Origin of the sequence: Trinickia fusca, from assembly GCF_003628145.1 — a bacterium.
Taxonomy (GTDB): domain Bacteria; phylum Pseudomonadota; class Gammaproteobacteria; order Burkholderiales; family Burkholderiaceae; genus Trinickia; species Trinickia fusca.
In genome coordinates this window covers 175,980-194,979 of sequence record NZ_RBZV01000010.1, presented here as the reverse complement: position 1 = coordinate 194,979, position 19,000 = coordinate 175,980, and the positions used below count along the sequence as shown (strand labels likewise).

Here is a 19,000-nt window from a genome sequence, read left to right as displayed (position 1 = left end):
GGTGTTATCCCTTCGATGGCGCTGGATGAAGCTCGATCGATGCGGTGCGCTTGCGCGCGTCGAGCAGCGCGAGCTGTCGGCGCATGACGTCCAGTTGCAGATCGATCAGCGTGTGTTGGGTAGAGGGCAGCGCGGCGCTCGTGCCGGAAGTGGCGACTGTCGGCGCCGCATCGGTCGGCACGTTTGTGCGCGACGGACCATGCTCGTCGTCCGGCGCAGGCAATCCCCAATACGGTTGCTCGCGCAACGATCTGGCCGGCAGGCGAACGAGTGGCAGGGGAGGCACGAGCGCGCCCGCGTCGATGGTGATCTGGCATTCGAAGAGCCGGCCGAGCGCGGTCATGAACTCGGCGACGTTGTCTCCGCCACGCCGTTGCAACGACAGCGCCTCGATGCCGGCATCGCCGTGGTCGCGCGCGATCACTTGCGACAGGACCCGATCGGGACCGATCTCGAGAAACACGTTGATCCCTTGTTCGATAAGCGTTTCTATCCCACGCGCGAACATGACGGGGGCGACGATCTGACGGCTCCAGTAATCGGATCCGGGTGGCAACGCGTCGAGCAGTGCACCGTCGAGGTTCGACACGATCGGCAAGCTGGCAGGATGCGTGACGAGGCCACGCGTGAACTGGGCCAATTGCGTTGCAGCCGGTGCGAGCGCGGGGGTATGAAACGCATGACGTGTGCGCAAGCGCCGCATCGGCATGTCTTGTGCTGTGAGCAGGGCTTCGAACGCGTCGATAGCGGCGTTCGGGCCGCTGACCGTCACCGAGGTCGCACCGTTGACGGCCGCGATATGAACGGGGAGCTGCGCTCGGGCGATCGCGTCGGCCACGCTTGCCTCGCCGGAGAACACGCCGAGCATGGCGCCGGCCGGGCGATGCGCCTGCATGAGGCGCGCGCGTTCGTGCACGAGCGCGACGGCCGAGTCGAGGTCGAGCATGCCCGCCAGCGTCTGCGCCACGATTTCGCCGATGCTGTGACCGATGGCGGCCGACGGCACGATGCCTGCCGCGATGGCGAGCTGGGCGAGCGCGTATTCGACGCCAAAGAGCGCGAGCTGCGCGAGGTGCGTATCGTCGAGCAGGCGCTGTTCCCCCGCGTTACCGCCATGCAGCAGATCGTCGACGCTGAAGCCCGAGCACGCGCGAATGCGCGCGGCGCAGTCGTCGAACGCGTCGCGGAACGTAGCGTTGGCCGCATACAGTTGAGCGCCCATGCCCGCGTACTGGCTGCCTTGCCCCGTGAAGACGAACGCGATGCGCGGGGCGCGCGAAGGCGCACCCGATTGACTGCGACTGAGCGGGTCGATTTTTTCCAGCGCACGGATTGCATCGGCTCGATTCGAGGCGACCAGCGCCACGCGGTGCTTCAGGGTGTCGCGGCGATGCGCTAGCGTGCTCGCCACGGCTTGCAGCGGGGTCGAGGAATTGGCCAGGAACGTGGCAAGCCGTGCGGCGTCGTTCGCCAGAAGGCTTGCATGATGCGTCGACAACAGCAGCAGCGTCGGCCCTTCGTCGGCCGCGGCACCGGCGAGCGCAACTCGAGCCGTGTCGTTGTTGTTCGCGCGCGCGACGATCACGTGCGCATTCGAGCCGCCGAAGCCGAACGAGCTGATGCCGATACAGCTTCGCTCGGGAAGCGGCAGCGGCGCTTGCGCGATGTCGAGCTGACCATCTGCCTGCTTGAGCAGTTCGTTATACGGCGGCTTCACGGCATGTGGCACGATCATTTCATGCTCGAGCATCAGCATGGCCTTGATGAGCCCGCCCATGCCGGCCGCCGCTTCCATGTGACCGACGCTGGCCTTGGCCGAGCCCACGTAGCAGTGCGCATCGGGGCTGCCGGCGAATACCTCGCGCAGCGCGTTGAACTCGATCGCATCGCCGAGCTTCGTGCCCGTGCCGTGCGTCTCGACGTAGGCGACGTCAAAGGGATCGACGCCTGCGCGTGCCATCGCCGCGCCGATGACTTCGACCTGGCTCGCGCCGTTGGGGGCCGTGATGCCGTTGCTGCGGCCGTCCTGGTTGACGGCGCTGGACAGGATCATGCAACGCGCGCGCACGTCGTCGAGCGCGTGCCGGCCCGCGGCCCGCGTCAGAACGACGACGCCGACGCCTTCCGCGCGACCGTAGCCGTCCGCGTGCGCGCTGAACGTGTTGCAGCGCCCGGATGGCGACAGCATGCTCGCCTGCGAGAATGCCAACGTCAGGTCGGGCGCGACGATCACGTTCACGCCGCCGACGATCGCGAGATCGAGCTCGTCGTGCGCGAGTGACTGAAGCGCAACGTGCAGCGCCGTCAGCGAGGACGAGCATGCCGTATCGACGGTCAGGCTCGGCCCTTTGAAGTTGTAGTAGTACGAAATGCGATTCGCGAGAATGCTGTGCGAGTTACCGAGGCCGTGATAGCCGTCGATCGCCTGGCGGCTGCGGCCGCCGAGCGTCATATAGTCGTTACTGCCCGCCCCGACAAACACGCCGACCGTCAACGTGCGCAGCCGCTCGCGCGTGAGGCCGGCGTCGTCGAGCGCGTCATGCGTCGCGGCGAGCAGCAGGCGCTGCTGCGGATCGAGCTTGGCCGCTTCGCGCGGCGCGATGCCGAAGTAGTCCGCATCGAAGCCGAGAATGTCGCGCAGGTAGCCGCCCTTGAGCGTCGTCAGGCGTGCGGCGAGCTCGGGGTCGTGCGCGGCCGACCACAGGTCGAGCCGCGTGGCATCGGGCTCGGCCGCGACAGCACGGCCTTCGAGCAGCAGTTGCCAGTAGGCCTCGACGCTATCGGCCGCCGGAAAGCGGCACGCGGCGCCGATGACGGCTGCGATCGGCTCGGCACGCATTACAGCGCCCGGCTGCGTGCGAGCAGCGAGTCGAACAACTGCGCCCATGTCTCGAGCAGCGAAGTCGTGAACTCGCGAATCTCTTCGTAGCGCGAAGGCGCGAGCGCCTGGCGCACGACGTACCAGCTGTCTTCGGAGTGATCGTCGTCGACGGAGTGGCCTTCGTCGTCCTCGATATGCACCGAGTGATAGCCGTTCGGCGCGCTCAGTGCCGGGCATACCTTGATGCTGTTTTTGGCCCACGGGTTGTAGTACGGCATGAACACGGTCTCGATGCAGGCCAGCAGCACGGCAAGGCGCAGATGGTCGTTCTGGTTGCCGTCGAGCGTGGCACGCGTCGCGCGCGCTTCGGGCGACGGCGTATGCGCGCGCCACTGTGCTTCCGAGAGCCCGAGCGCCTGCATCGCGTCGGCGAGCAGCCAGTAGTGAGCCGACTTCGGATGGCCTACGTGATGGCCATCGCCCGATCCGCCGAGCGAGAAGCCGATTTCGTCGAGCACGTTCAGCTGCACGAGAAAGCGCGCGGCGAGCTTGGCCTTGAAGCCGAGCGTCGCTTCGAGTTGCGACGAGGTCTGCATGAGACGCAGCAGCGACTCGCTGAACGTTTCGAGGAAGGCCGAGCGTACTTCCATGTGCACGAGGCGAATGGCGGCGAGATTGAACTCGCTGCGGTTCCAGGCATCGAGAATCGGATGGCGATGCAGGCGATGCGCAGTGATCGTCTCGGCGACGAGCTTGCGCGTGAACGCCTCGTTCTGCTCCCAGAGGGCCGGCTCGATGCTGGCCTTGATGAGCTCGCGTGCGGCGGTACGCGAATCGGTAGCGAGTTCGGACATGTGGTCGATTCCTATGAGTGCGTATTGAAAGGATTGAACGGTCGGTCGGGCGTTTTGCGGCAGGCGGCCGCTCGTTCAATTCGGCTGCAGGCCTGCGCTTGCGCCTGCGTGACGGAACTGACTCCCCCAGCGCTCGCCTTGCAGATCGGCAGGGATCCGGTCGGCAAGCTCGGCATGCAACGCCGGTAATTCGCTCCAGTGCAGCGCCTGGCGCACGTGATGGGCGGCGTGGTAGCCCGCGTTCCACGTCAGCCAGTTGTAGAACCGGCTCGTATTCGTGCGGGTGCCCGTGAAGTCGTCGCCGAGCGGCAAGCCGCTGTGATGCGCGTAGGCCGAGTACTTGAGCATGTAGAGCATCAGCAGCATCGGGACGACGAACACGACGATGGCCGCGAGCGGCTTGTGCGCGATCAGCGCGGCGAGCAGCAGCACGCAGAGCAGCGAGTAGACGATGAACTTTGCACGCATCTGCTTGCGGTCGCGGCTCAGCGGGATGCAGGAGGGGTAGTGCCACAACATCGCGCGCAGCGAAAACTCGTGGCGGCCCATCGTCGAGCCGTCCGCGCGGCGCCAGTTCAGCGTATCGAGCGATGGTTCGAAGTAGTGTGCGTGATGGCCGACGATGTGATTCAGCGTGCTCGAGAACGGCGTGGTGCCGGTCTCGAAGAACATCATGATTTCGAACAGGCGATTCGGCGCTGCATGCACGAACGTGAGGCAGTGAATATGGTTGTGGTTGTAGCCGACGACCGAGAGTCTTGGCAGCAGCAGCAAGACCGACAGAACGGTCATGAGCCAGACGTTGTCGACGTAGAAATAGATCAGCAGCAACGCCACGAACAACAGCGTGACGAGTGCGGCGGGCCTGACATCGACCGGATTGCGAAGAATCTTGCTTCCCATGGCTAAGCTCCTGCAGCGTCTTGACGGATGGCGCGAACGGTCACGCGAGCTTGCGGTGTACGAAGCGTGCAAGCTCACGCGTGTTGGGGTAGCTCCACAGCACGGTCGGATCGAGATCGATCGAGTAGCGCTGAGACAGGGTCTCGGCGAGCAGGCTCGAATCGACCGAACCGAGGCCGAGCATCGAGAATTCGATGTCGACGCCGACGGCCTCATGGCTCACGCGGCAGTGCTTGGCAATCCACTGCGTGATGTGGGCGGTGATGTCGGCGAGCCCAGGGCGGCTTGGTGGGGCGCTGGTTGGTATTGAATGGGGCAGGGCGCCGGACTTGAATTCCTTGCGCTCGGCTTGCGCTTGCGATTGGGCCTCCGCGCGCGCTTCCACAACGACTGTCAGTGTTTCAGTGGCTTCTTCCGATTCGGCCATGACAGGAGCAACGGCAGCGACTGTCGTGCCAGCGGTATCGGAATGCGTGCGGGAGATGACTTGCTCGGCGACGACGATCGGCTCAGGTCCGGGCTCAGGATCACGTTCGCGCGTGCGATCGCCCGCGACCGATCCGACCGATCCGACCGAGCCGACTACCCCCACCGCGCTCGAACCTTCGACCGCCAGCCATGCATCGCACGCCGTCGCAGGCTGTGCGACGTTGCCCGGATCGGCGCCGAGCGCGGCGTCGAGTGTCTGCCCGAAGGCCTTCAGCGTTTCGACGCCGGCCATCGTGGCGCCGTGCACGACAGCCAGATCGAGCTGACGTCGCGCATCCGCGAGACGCGCGTCGAGCCAGTCGCGCGAGATCGACCCGACACGGCGGCCGGCCGCCTGAAAGACGAGCTCCGAGACGTACGCTCCCAGCGACGAGTAGCGCCAGTGCAGGGCGTTTGCATCAGCGCCTGAAGCCGAAGCGGCCTGCACCGCGGCGAAAGCGTCGCCCGATTGGGCGAGTGCCGCATCGAAATGGGCGAGAACGGCAGCTTCATCCATGCGTGCCCGTAGATACGTACGCAACACATCGGGGCTGCGAACGGCCGAGCTCCCGAGAAAGTGATGCAACGCTTCGGTGGGGCCTTCGAAGATGCGGAAGATGCGGGCGTCACGGAAGACTTGCGCGATCGCGTTGCTCTCGATGTAGCCGCGCCCGCCCGCCATCTGCATCGTGCGATCCACGATGTCCCACAGCCATTCGGTCGACAGGCACTTGCAGGCCGCCAGCACTTCGGGAGCAATTACGGCGCCGCGATCGAACTCGGTGGCCGTGTCGAAGATCAGTTGCTCGAGCGCGGCGATCGCATGCATCGCATCGGTCAGTACGGTACGCGCATGCGGATTGGCGAGCAGCGGCCCCGTCGCGATTTCGCGGCGGCTCGCATAGCGCAGCATCGTGCGATAGCAGCGCTTGGCGGCGCCCAGACACACGGCCGCGATGGCGAGCCGCCCGTAGCACAGCGTGTCCTGAGCGACGGCCATGCCGTGATCGGCCGCACCGAGAATCTGTGACGCAGCGACGCGCACATTCTCGAGCACGATCGTGTTCTGGATCATCCCGCGCATGCCCATCGTCAACGCTTCGGGCCCTTGCACGAGGCCGGGGCTGTCCTCGGCGACGGCAAACCCGGTCACGCCGGTGATGCGCCCGTCGGCGTCGAGCGTCTTCGCGAACACGTTGATGACGCCGGCCCACGCGGCCGAACCGCTCCAATACTTGGTGCCGTCGAGGCGGAAGCTACCGTCGGGCAGGCGCTGGGCCGTGGCGCTGATCGCGCCGGGATTCGAGCCTGCGCCTGGCTCGGTCAATGCAAACGCCGCGAGTTCACGGCCGCTGGCGAGTGCCGCAAGATGCCGGGCCTGTGTGTCGGCGCTGCCATGCAAGGCGATGGGGCGGATGCCGAGCGCGTTGTTGAGCCCGACGAACAAAGCGATCGTCATATCCTTCGCGCCGAGCGCTTCGAGCACACGCAGGAAGTCGGCCGTCCCGAGCCCGAGGCCGCCAGCCGTGCTTGGCGCCAACATGCCGAGCAGGCCGCGATTGCCGAGGTCGAGCACGATATAAGGGGCGATCGTGCGCCGCTCGTCGATCAACTGCGCGTTCACGCGGCGAGGGAAGTAGTCCTTGATCCAGGCGATCAGTGCGTCGACATCGGGCGACGCAGTGGACACAAGCGGCAGCAGCGGCACCTGAGCCGGCTCGTCGCGCACAGCCTGCGTCGTTTCTTCAGGCGAAGCCGGGGCCGACCAAGACGCGAGCAGATTGAGCTCGCCAGTCGCGAGCCGGCGCCGGATCAGCTCACGCTGGATCTTGCCGCTGCTCGTCTTGGCGATCTCGCCGGGTTGAACGAGCCCGACGAACGCCGGCGCAATGCCGTGCGCGTCCCACACCGCGCGCCGGATACGTTCGATCTCGGCTTCCATCTCGGCGGGCTCGAGCTTGGAACGGTTGAGCCCTTGCACGATCGCGACACGGTCGTCGGACAGCGAGAACGCCGCGCCGCTGTGCGTGCGAAATGGATCGCCGAGCGCTTCGACGGTGGCTTCGATGTCCTGCGGATAATGATTCGCGCCGTGGACGATGATCAATTCCTTGATGCGGCCCGTGATGTAGAGCCGCCCTTCCTGGACAAAGCCCAGGTCGCCCGTACGGAGGAACGGCCCCTCGCCCGTGTCGGCCAGATACGCGCGGAACGTCTCCGCCGTTTCCACAGGACGCTCCCAGTAGCCGCCCGTGATGTTCTTGCCCTTGAGCCAGATTTCGCCGACCGAGCCATCAAGCCGCGCTTTCCACGTGCCGGGATCGACGATGGCCGTCTTCAGGTCACCGGGCCACGCGTGCACGTTGACGATCTGCACCGTCGATTCTTCCGGTGTGGCCGGACTCGTTGCGGGCACGACTTGATGCGCGGCCAGCGCAGCACGGTCGAGCGTCAGCGCGGCCGTCTCGGCTTGCAGATGGCCGCCCGAGACGAACAGCGTCGCTTCGGCGAGGCCATAGCAGGGAAACAGCGTCTGCGCGTGAAACCCGGCACGGGCGAAGCGCGCGGCGAAGCGTTCGAGCGTCGAGGCCTTGATTTGCTCCGAGCCGTTGAACGCCACGCGCCATGTGCTGAGATCGAGCGTGTCGATGTCGGCGTCGAGGATTCGCTCCACGCACAGATCGAAGGCGAAGTTAGGGCCGCCCGAGATCGTGCCGCCGTAGTCGGAGACGGCCCGCAGCCAGCTCAAGGGCTGACGCAGGAAGCTGAACGGCGACATCAGCACGGCATGTGCCCCGACCGATAGCGCTTGCAGGATCACACCGATGAGCCCCATGTCGTGATAGAACGGCAGCCAGCTCACGTGCACGGAACGCGAATCGCTTTGCATCGCGCTCGCCTGTTGCCGCGCGTTATGCAGGATGTTTTCGTGCGAGACCATCACGCCTTTCGGATTGCCCGTCGATCCCGACGTGTACTGAAGAAAGGCGAGGCGCTGCGGATCGACGTCCTGCAACGCGACGAGCGGCATCTGCGGCGCGGCACGATGGGCGCGCGACGTATCGGCGGCCGGCGCGTCGACATGAATGAGCGCAAGCTGCCGTGGCCCGAGCGCGGCCTCGAAGGTGGCGCTGAGCTGCTCGGTATCCTTGTGGCCAAGAATGGCCGCGCGCGGCGTGCAGTTCTTCGCGACGGCGCCGATCTTGTCCCAGTCGCGCCGCGTCGTGGGGGGGTACATCGGCACCGCGATCGCGCCGGCTGCCAGGCAGGCTAGAAAGCTCACGATGTAATCGAGGCCCGAGGGCAGCACGATCATGACGCGCTGTCCCGCGAGATCGCGGGCGATGAGCTCGGTGGCACGGGCGGCGACGGCATCGTGCAGCTCGGCGAAGGTCAGCTCGCCGTCGAGACGGCAGCGATCCTTCAAGAATGTATACGCGGCTTCATCGGGCTTGAATTCACGCCAATGGCAGAGGCGATCGATGATGGTGCGATGCGAATGAATCGAAGAAATGTCGTTCATGCTGGAGAGGACCGTTCGCGAGTTGCATCAATGGGTCTGCGCACGCCAAGACGTGTCCGGTATTGTTGTCGTAAGCTATTTAGTAGAACTTATTTATTTGTCGCTTTGTCTATCGGACACGTCGGTATCGCGTGCTGCGCCGTCAGATCGGCAAGTCGCCGAGGATGGCAAAGGAAGCGGTGCCGGTCGCGACGAGCTGACCGTCCGCGGAATGCAGCTCCATGCTGGCTACTGCGAGCTTGCCGCCGCTGCGCACCATGCGGGCGGTGGCGACGAGGTCTTGTTGCTTGGCGGGTTGGAGCATGCGCACGTGCAAGTCCGAGGTGACGACCATCTTCTTGCACTGCGCAGCGACGGTGAACCACCCGGCGCTATCGAGCATCGTGCAGAAGATGCCGCCGTGCGTGTCCCCCATGCCGTGGTCGTAACCGGGCTCGCGCTTCCACGCGATTTGCGCGTTGCCTTCGTCGTCGTACGTCAAAATCAAACCCATCGTCTTGGCAACGGGAGCCGACTTGAAGCCGGTTGCTAAAAAGATCTGCGCGTCTTTCGAAAGCAAAGACATAAATCCTCCGGACTCCGCTGGGGTATCGAAGACAGAACGGGGACTGCTACGCGACGGTGACGCCGGGGGCGGGTGTTGCCCGGCATATGAAGCGGCGTTGCGGCTTATGCGGCGATGCAGCGCTGCTGGAGGGCATTAAACAATGCGATTGGAATAGCGAACAACTACTAGAACTGACAGGTGAAACGAGTCCATTTAGTCAGTGGCTGGCGTATTCGCGAGGCGGGCGGCGGCCAAGCTAATTGCAAAGCCGCCGCGCGGTGCCATAGATGATGACTGATAACAGATATATGAGCAGATAATTGGAATTAGGCAACCCACTCGGAAAGCACGGGCGTATCGAGCGGCGCGGCGTTTTCGAGGTCTTCGAGCGTGCGCTTGCTGCACACCTTGTCGAGGCTTTGCCGCCCGCTCAGCAGCGGGCACCGATCGAACACCTCCGCGACCCAGTCGACGAACACGCGCACCTTCGGCGACAGATGCCGGCTGTGCGGGTACACGGCCGAGATCGGCATCGGCAGCGGCTTCCAGGCCGGCAACACTTCCTTGAGCGCGCCCGAGCGCAGATGCGGCAACACCATGAACAGCGCGGGCTGAATGAGGCCGAAGCCTTCCAGCGCGCAGGTCACGTAGGCATCCGCATCGTTGACGGACACGCCGCCTTCCATCTTCACTTCGACTTCCTTGCCATCGACCAGGAACGACCAGTTGATGATGCGCCCCGTGCGGCTCGAGAAGTAGTTGATGGCCTTGAACTGGCTCAGCTCCTCGAGCGTGCGCGGTTCGCCGGCGCGCGCGAGGTAGTCGGGCGACGCGCAGGTGACGCCCTCGAACAGCCCGATACGGCGCGCGACCAGTGAGGAATCCTGCAGCGCCCCGACGCGGAGCACGCAATCGACGCCTTCCTGCAACAGATCGACGGGGCGATCGGAGAAGCCGAGCTGCAGGTCGATGTCGGGGTAGCGCTGGTGGAATTCGCACAGCGCGGGGATGACGATCGAGCGGCCGAGCGAGCCCGGCATGTCGACGCGCAATTTGCCGTGGGGTTTCTTGCTGCCGCTCTGCAGGCTGCTCTCCGTCTCATCGACGTCGGCCAGGATGCGAACGCAGCGTTCGTAGTATGCTGCGCCGTCCGGGGTCAGGCTCAGGCGGCGCGTCGTGCGATGCATGAGCCGCACACCGAGGTAACCCTCTAGATTCTGGATGATCGTCGTGACGGAGGCGCGCGGCAGATCGAGCGTTTCCGCGGCCTTGGTGAAGCTGTTCGTGTCGACCACACGTGTGAACACTTGCATGGCCTGAAGCCGATCCATCGTGGTTCTCCGGGGAAATGACACACCACCCGCGCACGGTTCAGTCAATTGAGGGCACGGAACGCGCCATTGTTCGCAAGCGGTGAATTGTGTTGCCGGATTATAGGCATTTATCCGAAACGTTGCCGAACCGACAATTCGTTCCATTGTGAAACTATCGCGCTTTGCGCGTTCGATCATGCCAACTACGCGTTCCCGTAATCTTTCGGCCGGCGCCCTATGCGATGATCCGCCGTTGGAGGTGAGCGAGGTTCAGATTGCCGGATATCAGCGCAATATCGACTTGCGGCTTTATCGCCGCGCGGGTGGGCGTGCGTTGCCGGTCGTGCTTTATTTCCATGGCGGCGGATTCTTGCGCGGCTCGCTCGACGACGCCGATTTCGCCGCGCGTCACTTTGCCGAGCGGCTCGACGCATTGGTCATATCGGTAGATTATTCGTTGGCCCCCCGATATCCGTTCCCGGCAGCGCTCGAAGACGCCTATCGCGCCGCGCGCTGGGCGGAGAGCGCGGGCCGCGCCCATGGCGGCAACGGCAAGCGCCTGTTGCTGGCGGGCTACTGCTCGGGCGGCCATGTCGCCAACGGGCTGGCATTCGTCGCGCGCGATCGTGGCGACGTGCACGTCGAGGCGCAGACCCTGTTCAGCCCGATGCTCGATCCCAGCATGACGTGCCTGGCCGACGAGCGACGCGTCACGTCGGACATCTCGCCGCGCCAGTGCGCGGCCAGCTACCGGGCGTACCTGCCGCAAGCGTCCCAGCGCATGCACCCTTATGCGGCGCCGCTCGAATCGACGCGGCTGAGCGGCCTGCCGCCCACGTTCATCGCCACGGCGCAGAACGACGTGCTGCACGTGGAGGCGGAAACCTATGCGGCGCGGCTGATCGGTGCGGGTGTGCCTACCCAGGTCGCGCGCTACGCCAGCGTGTCGCACGAAAAGATCGCGAACGAGCCGCAGGCATTGCAGGACGCCGTGCGGTTTTTCCAGAGTCGTCTGGAGCGGGTGGCGGTCGCAAGCGCCTGACCTGCCGCGTCATAGCAAGACAAAAGCAACAGATAGCAAGAAAAACATCATCAAACCGGAGCCTCGTATGACCAAACAGCCCCTTTCTCGTACCCGCATTGCCAGCGCGGTGATTGCCCTTGTCGCTGTCGCGGGCATTGCCACGTTCAGCGCGATTCGCGTGAACGCGAGCTCGCCCAACAAGGCAGCCGCGCAAATGGCGCCGGAGGTCGACGTGGCCACCGTACTGAATAAGACCGTCAGCGACTGGCAGTCGTACTCGGGGCGTCTCGAGGCCATCGACAAGGTCGACGTGCGTCCGCTCGTCTCCGGCACGATCGTCTCGGTCAACTTCAAGGACGGCGCGCTCGTGAAGAAGGGCGACGTGCTGTTCGTCATCGATCCGCGCCCGTACGCGGCCGAAGTCGACCGCGCCGACGCCCAGCTCGCCGCCGCCAAGGCTCGTGACGGCTACGCGCAAACCGACTGGCAGCGCGCGCAGCGGCTCGTGACCGACAACGCGATCGCCAAGCGCGACTACGACGAGAAGCAAAACGCCGCACGCGAGGCGAGCGCCAACGTCAAGGCGGCCCAAGCCGCGCTCGAGGCCGCGAACATCAACCTCGGCTATACGAAGATCGTCGCGCCGGTCGCGGGCCGTGTCTCGCGCGCCGAGATCACGGTCGGCAACGTGGTGTCGGCGGGCGCCGGCGCCGCACCGCTGACGACATTGGTGTCGGTTTCGCCGATCTACGCGTCGTTCGACGTCGATGAGCAGACCTACCTGCAATACATCGGTCGTTCCCGCAACGGTGCAAACGTGCCCGTGAATCTCGGCCTGGCCAACGAAACGGGGTATTCGCGCTCGGGCACGATCGCCTCGGTCGACAACCGGCTCGATACGTCCTCGGGCACGATCCGCGTGCGCGCGCGCTTCGACAATACCGACGGCACGCTCGTGCCGGGCCTCTATGCGCGCGTGAAGGTCGGCGGCGGTGATCCGCATGCGTCGCTGCTCATCGACGAAGCGGCGATCGGCACCGATCAGGACAAGAAGTTCGTGCTGGTCGTCGACCCGGCCGGCCGCGTGGGCTATCGCGAAGTCAAGCTCGGCACATCGCACGGCAATCTGCGCGTGATCTCGGCCGGTCTGCACGACGGCGAACGTATCGTCGTGAACGGTGTGCAGCGTGTCCGGCCCGGCATGACGGTCAATGCCCACATGGTGCCGATGACGGGCGGCGACGACACGGCTCCGGGTGAATCGAGCGAGAACGCGAACGCGTCGGGCAAGACCGCGACGGCCAATTCGTAACGTGCCGGCTAGCCAGGGCACGAGGAAGCGCTCAATTACTAAGAACGCATTATGAATATTTCTAAATTCTTCATCGATCGACCGATCTTTGCCGGCGTGTTGTCGGTTCTGATCTTGCTGGCCGGCGTGATCGCGCTGTTCCAGCTGCCGATCTCCGAGTATCCCGAGGTCGTTCCGCCATCGGTCGTCGTGCACGCGCAGTATCCGGGCGCGAACCCGAAGGTGATCGCCGAGACCGTCGCATCGCCGCTCGAAGAGCAGATCAACGGCGTCGAGAACATGCTCTACATGCAGTCGCAAGCAAACAGCGACGGCAACCTCACGCTGACGGTCACGTTCAAGCTCGGCACCGATCCCGACAAGGCGCAGCAGCTCGTGCAAAATCGCGTGTCGCAGGCGTTGCCGCGTCTGCCCGACGACGTGCAACGGCTCGGCGTGACGACGATCAAGAGCTCGCCGACGCTGACGATGGTCGTGCACTTGATTTCGCCCGACCACCGCTACGACATGACGTATCTGCGCAACTACGCGCTGATCAACGTCAAGGATCGGCTCGATCGTATCGCGGGTGTCGGCGAAGTGCAGCTGTGGGGGGGCGGCGACTACGCGATGCGAGTCTGGCTCGATCCGAACAAGCTCGCCGAGCGCAACCTGAAGGCCGACGACGTCGTCAATGCCATTCGCGAGCAGAACGTCCAGGTGGCTGCGGGTGTGATCGGCGGCTCGCCGTCCCTGCCGGGCGTGCCGCTGCAACTGTCGGTGAACGCGCGCGGCCGTTTGCAAAACGAAGCACAGTTCGGTGCAATCGTCATCAAGACTTCGCCCGACGGTGGCGTGACGTACCTGCGTGATGTCGCGCGCGTCGAGCTGGCCGCTTCCGAGTACGGGCTGCGCTCGCTGCTCGACAACAAGCCGGCTATTGCGCTCGGTATCAACCAGCAGCCTGGCGCGAATTCGCTTGCGATTTCCGACCAGGTTCGCAAGGACATGGCCGAGCTGAAGAAGGACTTCCCGGCCGGCGTCGACTACAGCATCGTCTATGACCCGACGCAGTTCGTGCGTTCGAGTATCGAGGCCGTGATACATACGCTGCTCGAAGCGATTGCGCTCGTCGTCATCGTCGTGATCGTGTTCTTGCAGACCTGGCGTGCGTCGATCATTCCGCTCGTCGCGGTGCCCGTGTCGATCGTGGGGACGTTCTCGCTGTTGCTCGCCTTCGGTTTTTCGATCAACGCGCTGTCGCTGTTCGGGATGGTGCTGGCGATCGGGATCGTGGTGGACGATGCGATCGTCGTGGTGGAAAACGTCGAACGCAATATCTCCGCGGGGCTTAGTGCGAGAGCCGCAACCTATCGAGCGATGCGAGAGGTGAGCGGGCCAATCATCGCTATTGCATTGACGCTTGTCGCCGTGTTCGTGCCGCTTGCGTTCATGAGCGGGTTGACGGGCCAGTTCTACAAGCAGTTCGCGATGACGATCGCGATCTCCACCGTCATTTCGGCGTTCAACTCGCTGACATTGTCGCCGGCACTTTGCGCGATCTTGCTGCGTGGACACGACGAACCGAAAGATTGGCTGACGCGCGCGATGGACCGCGTATTCGGCGGGTTCTTCAAGCAATTCAATAAGGTCTTCAATCGCGGTTCGACATCGTATGGCCACGGCGTGACGCGCGTGATCGGTCACAAGTCGGTCATGCTCGGCATCTATGCGGTGCTCATCGGCGCGACGCTGCTCGTCACACACGTCGTGCCGGGCGGCTTCGTGCCCGCGCAGGACAAGGAGTACTTGATCGCGTTCGCGCAATTGCCGAACGGCGCCACGCTTGACCGCACCGAAGGTGTCATCCGTGAAATGGGCGATTTCGCGCTGAAGCAGCCCGGCGTCGAATCGGCCGTGGCGTTCCCGGGCCTGTCCGTGAACGGCTTCACGAACAGCTCGAGCGCGGGCATTGTGTTCGTGACGCTCAAGCCGTTCAAGGAGCGCGGCTCGAAGGCCTTGTCCGCGGGTGCGATCGCGGGCGCGTTGAATATGAAGTACGCCGGTATCAAGGGTGCATTTGTTGCGGTGTTTCCGCCGCCGCCGGTGATGGGCCTCGGTCAGCTCGGCGGCTTCAAGCTGCAGCTCGAGGATCGCGGCGCACTCGGCTACGCACAGCTCGATGAGGCGACGAACGCGTTCATCAAGCGTGCGCAGCAGGCGCCGGAGCTCGGGCCGCTCTTCACGAACTACCAGATCAACGTGCCGCAGTTGGACGTCGACCTGGATCGCGTGAAGGCGAAGCAGCTCGGCGTGTCGGTGACGGATATCTTCGACACGATGCAGATCTATCTGGGCTCGCTCTATGTGAACGACTTCAACAAGTTCGGTCGCGTCTATCAAGTGCGCGTGCAAGCCGATGCGCCGTTCCGTGCGCACCCGGACGATATCCTGCAACTAAAGACGCGTAACGCCGCCGGCGAGATGGTGCCGCTGTCGTCGGTCGTGAAGGTTTCGCCCACGTTCGGTCCGGAGATGGTGGTGCGCTACAACGGCTACACGGCTGCCGACATCAACGGCGGTCCGGCGCTGGGCTACTCGTCGGGCCAAGCGCAAGCGGCGATCGAACGCATCGCGAAGGAAACGCTGCCGCGCGGCGTGAAGTTCGAGTGGACCGACCTCACGTATCAGCAAGTGCTGGCCGGCAACGCGGCAATCTGGGTGTTCCCGATCAGCGTGCTGCTCGTGTTCCTCGTGCTGGCAGCGCTGTATGAAAGCCTCACGCTGCCGCTCGCGGTGATCCTGATCGTGCCGATGAGCGTGCTGTCGGCGTTGACGGGCGTGTGGCTGCTGAAAGGCGACAACAACATCTTCACGCAGATTGGCTTGATGGTGCTGGTGGGTCTCGCATCGAAGAACGCGATCCTGATCGTCGAGTTCGCGCGCGAACTCGAACATGACGGCCGTACGCCGATGGCTGCTGCCATCGAGGCGAGCCGGCTGCGGCTGCGCCCGATTCTGATGACGTCGATCGCGTTCATCATGGGGGTCGTGCCGCTCGTGCTGTCGACGGGTGCAGGTTCGGAAATGCGCCATGCCATGGGGATCGCGGTGTTCTTCGGGATGCTCGGCGTGACGCTGTTCGGGCTCATGCTGACGCCGATCTTCTACGTGGTGCTGCGCACGCTTGCGGGCGGCAAGATCCACGTTGCGGGCAAGGACTCGAACGAAGATTCGAACGGCGGCCATTCGACCGGCCATGCGAAGGACGATGCGGCGGTCCCCCAGCTGTCGGTCACGGATGCTTGAGGCTTAGGAGAAATAATGAAAAGGTTTGATTCGGCAGCCGGCATCATGCGCACCGCGCAGCGTGTCCTGGCCGGTGGCCTCTTGATGGCGCTCGTGGCGGCGTGCTCGCTCGAGCCGCAGTACAAGCGTCCCGACATGGGCGTACCGTCGGCGTTCAAGGAAACGCCGGAAGCGTTGCAACACGAGGGGACCTGGAAGGCGGCCCAGCCGTCCGATGCGCTCGAGCGCGGACAGTGGTGGACGATTTTCGGCGACGAGACGCTGAACAAGCTCGAGGAGCAGGCGCGGGCCGCGAACCCCGACTTGAAGGCCGCTGCCGCGCGTGTGCGGCAGTCGCGTGCGTCGCTCGACGTAGCGCGCTCGGCATGGTTCCCCGAGCTCGACGCGGGCTTTGGCCCGACGCGTGAGCGTCTGTCGCCGGCCTCGCAGGGCCTGCCGCAGAACGCGGATGTGCCGCCGATGACGTTGTGGCGCGCGCAGGCGACGGCCTCCTACGAGGCCGACTTGTTCGGCCGCGTGGGGTCGAACGTCTCTGCTGCGCGTGCCGACTCGCAGCAGAGCGAGGCTTTGTACCGGTCGGTGCAGCTTGCGCTGCAGGCCGATGTCGCGGCCACGTACTTTGCGCTGCGCGAGCTCGACACCGAACAGGATCTGTTCAGCCGCACGGTGGCCTTGCGCGAGGAGGGTGTGAAGCTCGTTCAGCGTCGTTTCGACGAAGGCGAAGTCAGCGAGCTCGATCTGTCGCAGGCCAAGAACTCGCTGGCATCGGCGCAGGCCGATGCGGTCGGCGTCGCGCGGCAGCGTGCGGCGGCCGAGCACAGTCTCGCGATCTTGCTCGGCAAGCTACCGTCGGACTTCTCGTTCGCGCAGCAGCCGCTCGTGCCGGTCACCGCGAAAGTGCCGCCGGGTCTGCCGTCGGCGCTGCTCGAACGGCGGCCCGACATTGCGGCGGCCGAGCGTGCGATGGCCGCGGCGAACGCGCGTGTGGGGCTGGCCCGGTCGGCGTTCTTCCCGAAGCTCGATATCACGGGGGCGTTCGGCTATGAGTCGGCAGGGCTCGGCGAGCTCTTCATGTGGTCGAGCCGCACGTTCCTGCTCGGGCCGTTCGCGGGTACGGCGCTGTCGCTGCCGATTTTCGACGGTGGTCGCCGCAAGGCGCAACTGACCCAAGCGCATGCGCAATACGACGAAGACGTTGCGCAGTATCGCTCGCAGGTGCTGACGGCGTTCCGTGAAGTCGAGGACAGCCTCTCCGATCTGCGTCTGCTCGACGATCAGATCCACGCGCAGAACGACGCGGTCGACGCGGCCAAGCGCGCTCAGCATCTGTCGCAGACGCAATACCGCGAAGGGCAGATCAGCTACCTCGACGTGCTCGACAGCGAGCGGTCGGTACTGGCGGCCGAGCGGCAGGCGAGCCAGCTGACCGGCGCGCAGGCCGAATCGACAGTGAGCCTCATTCGTGCCCTCGGCGGTGGTTGGGGGGACATGTCGGCGCCCAAGGCGATCGACCTCGTCGATAGCGACAGCAGCGGTACGTCGAAAGTCACGAAGCAGTAACGTTGTCGCTTCTGGCGCCCGCGCTGCGTTGTCTGCAGCGCGGGCGCTTTCAAATGGGTATGTTTGTGCGTAATGGGTGCAAGGTTGACGATGGACTCGACGGTCGATACCGGCGAACTGGCTCCGAGCGCGAGCTTCGAGCAATTCTTGAATGCTTTGCGCGATCCGGAATTGCCGGCGCCGGTCGTGTCGGCGCGGCGTTTTTCCGAGGCGCTGAACATTGATTTGCAAACGCTGGCGAAGCAAGCGCACGTGCACCGCAACACATTGAGTCGCATGCCGGCTTCGGAAAGCGTGCAGCGGTTCCTGCGCGAGGCGCTGCGTGTGATTTGCGCGGCCACCGATGCGTCGGGCGACGTCGGTCGAGCCTTGTTCTGGTATCGGAACGAGCCGCTGTCCGAGTTCGGCTACAAGACGGCCGAGCAGCTCGTGTCCGACGGGCGCACCGAGGAGGTGCTACGCTGCCTCGCTGCGAATCACTGACTCTCCAGATAGACCGCCACTCGCTGCTGCAAGAAGGCGCGCAGCTTGTCGAGCGCCGGCGTCAACGCGAGCCGATGTGTCGTGACGAGATTGAGCGGGGTGAACTCCCCGGTCCAGTCTTCGAGCGCCGGTTCGAGCCGACCGGCGCGCAGGTCGGCCAGCACATCGAGCCGCGACTTGTAGGCGAGGCCATGCCCGGCGACGCACCAGCGGCGCACGAGTTCGCCGTCGTCACTAACGCGATTGCCCGTTACCTTCACCGTCTTCGCGCCAGTGCCCGAATAGAACGTCCAGCGTTCGTAGGTCGACGCGCTGAGCGCGTAACGCAGACAGTTGTGTTGATGCAGATCGTCGGGCGACGCGGGCTTGCCGTGCCGCGCGAAATAATCCGGTGACGCGCACAGCACGCGACGGTTGTCGGGCGCCAGCGGCAGCGCGACGAGCGATGAATCGTCCGGCACGCCGTAGCGCAGGACAGCGTCGACGGGCTGACGGAACATGTCGACGAGCGTATCGCCGATGCGCACGTTCAGCGCCAGCGTCGGATGGCATTCGATGAACGCATCGAGCCAGCCTGCGAGCGCGTGGCGGCCAAGATCTGACGGGATCGACAGCGTGAGTGTGCCGTGCAGCGCTTCCTTGTCCTGCATCAGCGCGTCTTTGCCTGCGCGTAGTTCGGCGAGCGCGTTGCGGGCGAATTCGACGTAGCGCTCGCCGTCGGGCGTGAGCCGCAGGCTGCGCGTCGAGCGCGCAAACAGCCTCACGTTGAGCTCGCCCTCGAGTCGCTTGATGGCCGAGCTCGCGACGGCCGGTGCGAGGTTCAGCAAACGGGCCGCCGCCGACAGGCTGCCGTTGTCGGCGGCGAGTACGAATATCGTGAGATCGTCGAGTCGAATCATGCAGC

General features: G+C 64.8%; 12 protein-coding genes. 5 read left to right on the top strand and 7 right to left on the bottom strand.

Annotation, left to right across the window (positions count from 1 at the left end; translation table 11 throughout):
- Positions 1-4: 4 nt before the first annotated feature.
- From D7S89_RS20865 to D7S89_RS20845, 6 genes are all read right to left on the bottom strand, one after another.
- Positions 5-2,839 (bottom strand): type I polyketide synthase, encoded by a 2,835-nt coding sequence (locus D7S89_RS20865; protein WP_183085292.1) that lies wholly within the window; start codon positions 2,837-2,839, stop codon positions 5-7.
- Positions 2,839-3,675, bottom strand: coding sequence for a heme oxygenase-like domain-containing protein (locus D7S89_RS27545; RefSeq protein ID WP_183085291.1), 837 nt, complete (start codon positions 3,673-3,675; stop codon positions 2,839-2,841). Before D7S89_RS27545 ends, D7S89_RS20865 begins: the two co-directional genes overlap by 1 nt.
- Positions 3,676-3,750: 75 nt before the next feature.
- A complete protein-coding gene (locus tag D7S89_RS20860) occupies positions 3,751-4,578 on the bottom strand; it encodes a fatty acid desaturase (RefSeq protein ID WP_121280684.1) in 828 nt (275 codons plus the stop codon).
- Positions 4,579-4,618: 40 nt separating this feature from the next.
- Entirely contained in the window at positions 4,619-8,569 is a 3,951-nt protein-coding gene (locus D7S89_RS20855) for an AMP-binding protein (protein WP_121280682.1), read from the bottom strand.
- 142 nt (positions 8,570-8,711) lie between these two features.
- A complete protein-coding gene (locus D7S89_RS20850; protein WP_121280680.1) occupies positions 8,712-9,134 on the bottom strand; it encodes a PaaI family thioesterase in 423 nt (140 codons plus the stop codon).
- A gap of 308 nt (positions 9,135-9,442) precedes the next feature.
- Positions 9,443-10,447, bottom strand: coding sequence for a LysR family transcriptional regulator (locus D7S89_RS20845; protein WP_121280678.1), 1,005 nt, complete (start codon positions 10,445-10,447; stop codon positions 9,443-9,445).
- 178 nt (positions 10,448-10,625) lie between these two features.
- Here D7S89_RS20845 and D7S89_RS20840 point away from each other — a divergent pair, with 178 nt between their 5' ends.
- The 5 genes from D7S89_RS20840 (at position 10,626) to D7S89_RS20820 (ending at position 18,096) form a co-directional block, all read left to right on the top strand.
- On the top strand, positions 10,626-11,471 hold the full coding sequence (locus D7S89_RS20840; protein ID WP_121280730.1) for an alpha/beta hydrolase: 846 nt from the start codon (positions 10,626-10,628) through the stop codon (positions 11,469-11,471).
- 67 nt (positions 11,472-11,538) lie between these two features.
- Positions 11,539-12,765, top strand: a complete 1,227-nt coding sequence (locus D7S89_RS20835; protein ID WP_121280676.1) for an efflux RND transporter periplasmic adaptor subunit — start codon at positions 11,539-11,541, stop codon at positions 12,763-12,765.
- 51 nt (positions 12,766-12,816) lie between these two features.
- Positions 12,817-16,053 (top strand): efflux RND transporter permease subunit, encoded by a 3,237-nt coding sequence (locus D7S89_RS20830; RefSeq protein ID WP_245983103.1) that lies wholly within the window; start codon positions 12,817-12,819, stop codon positions 16,051-16,053.
- Between the two features lie 15 nt (positions 16,054-16,068).
- Positions 16,069-17,613: an efflux transporter outer membrane subunit gene (locus tag D7S89_RS20825; RefSeq protein ID WP_121280674.1), complete on the top strand. Its 1,545-nt coding sequence runs from the start codon at positions 16,069-16,071 to the stop codon at positions 17,611-17,613.
- A gap of 90 nt (positions 17,614-17,703) precedes the next feature.
- Complete coding sequence (locus D7S89_RS20820) at positions 17,704-18,096, top strand: DUF2384 domain-containing protein (protein ID WP_121280672.1); 393 nt, start codon at positions 17,704-17,706, stop codon at positions 18,094-18,096.
- On the opposite strand, the gene D7S89_RS20815 is transcribed toward D7S89_RS20820, so the two are convergent.
- Positions 18,090-18,995 (bottom strand): LysR family transcriptional regulator, encoded by a 906-nt coding sequence (locus D7S89_RS20815; protein ID WP_121280670.1) that lies wholly within the window; start codon positions 18,993-18,995, stop codon positions 18,090-18,092. The genes D7S89_RS20820 and D7S89_RS20815 overlap by 7 nt on opposite strands.
- Positions 18,996-19,000 lie beyond the last annotated feature (5 nt).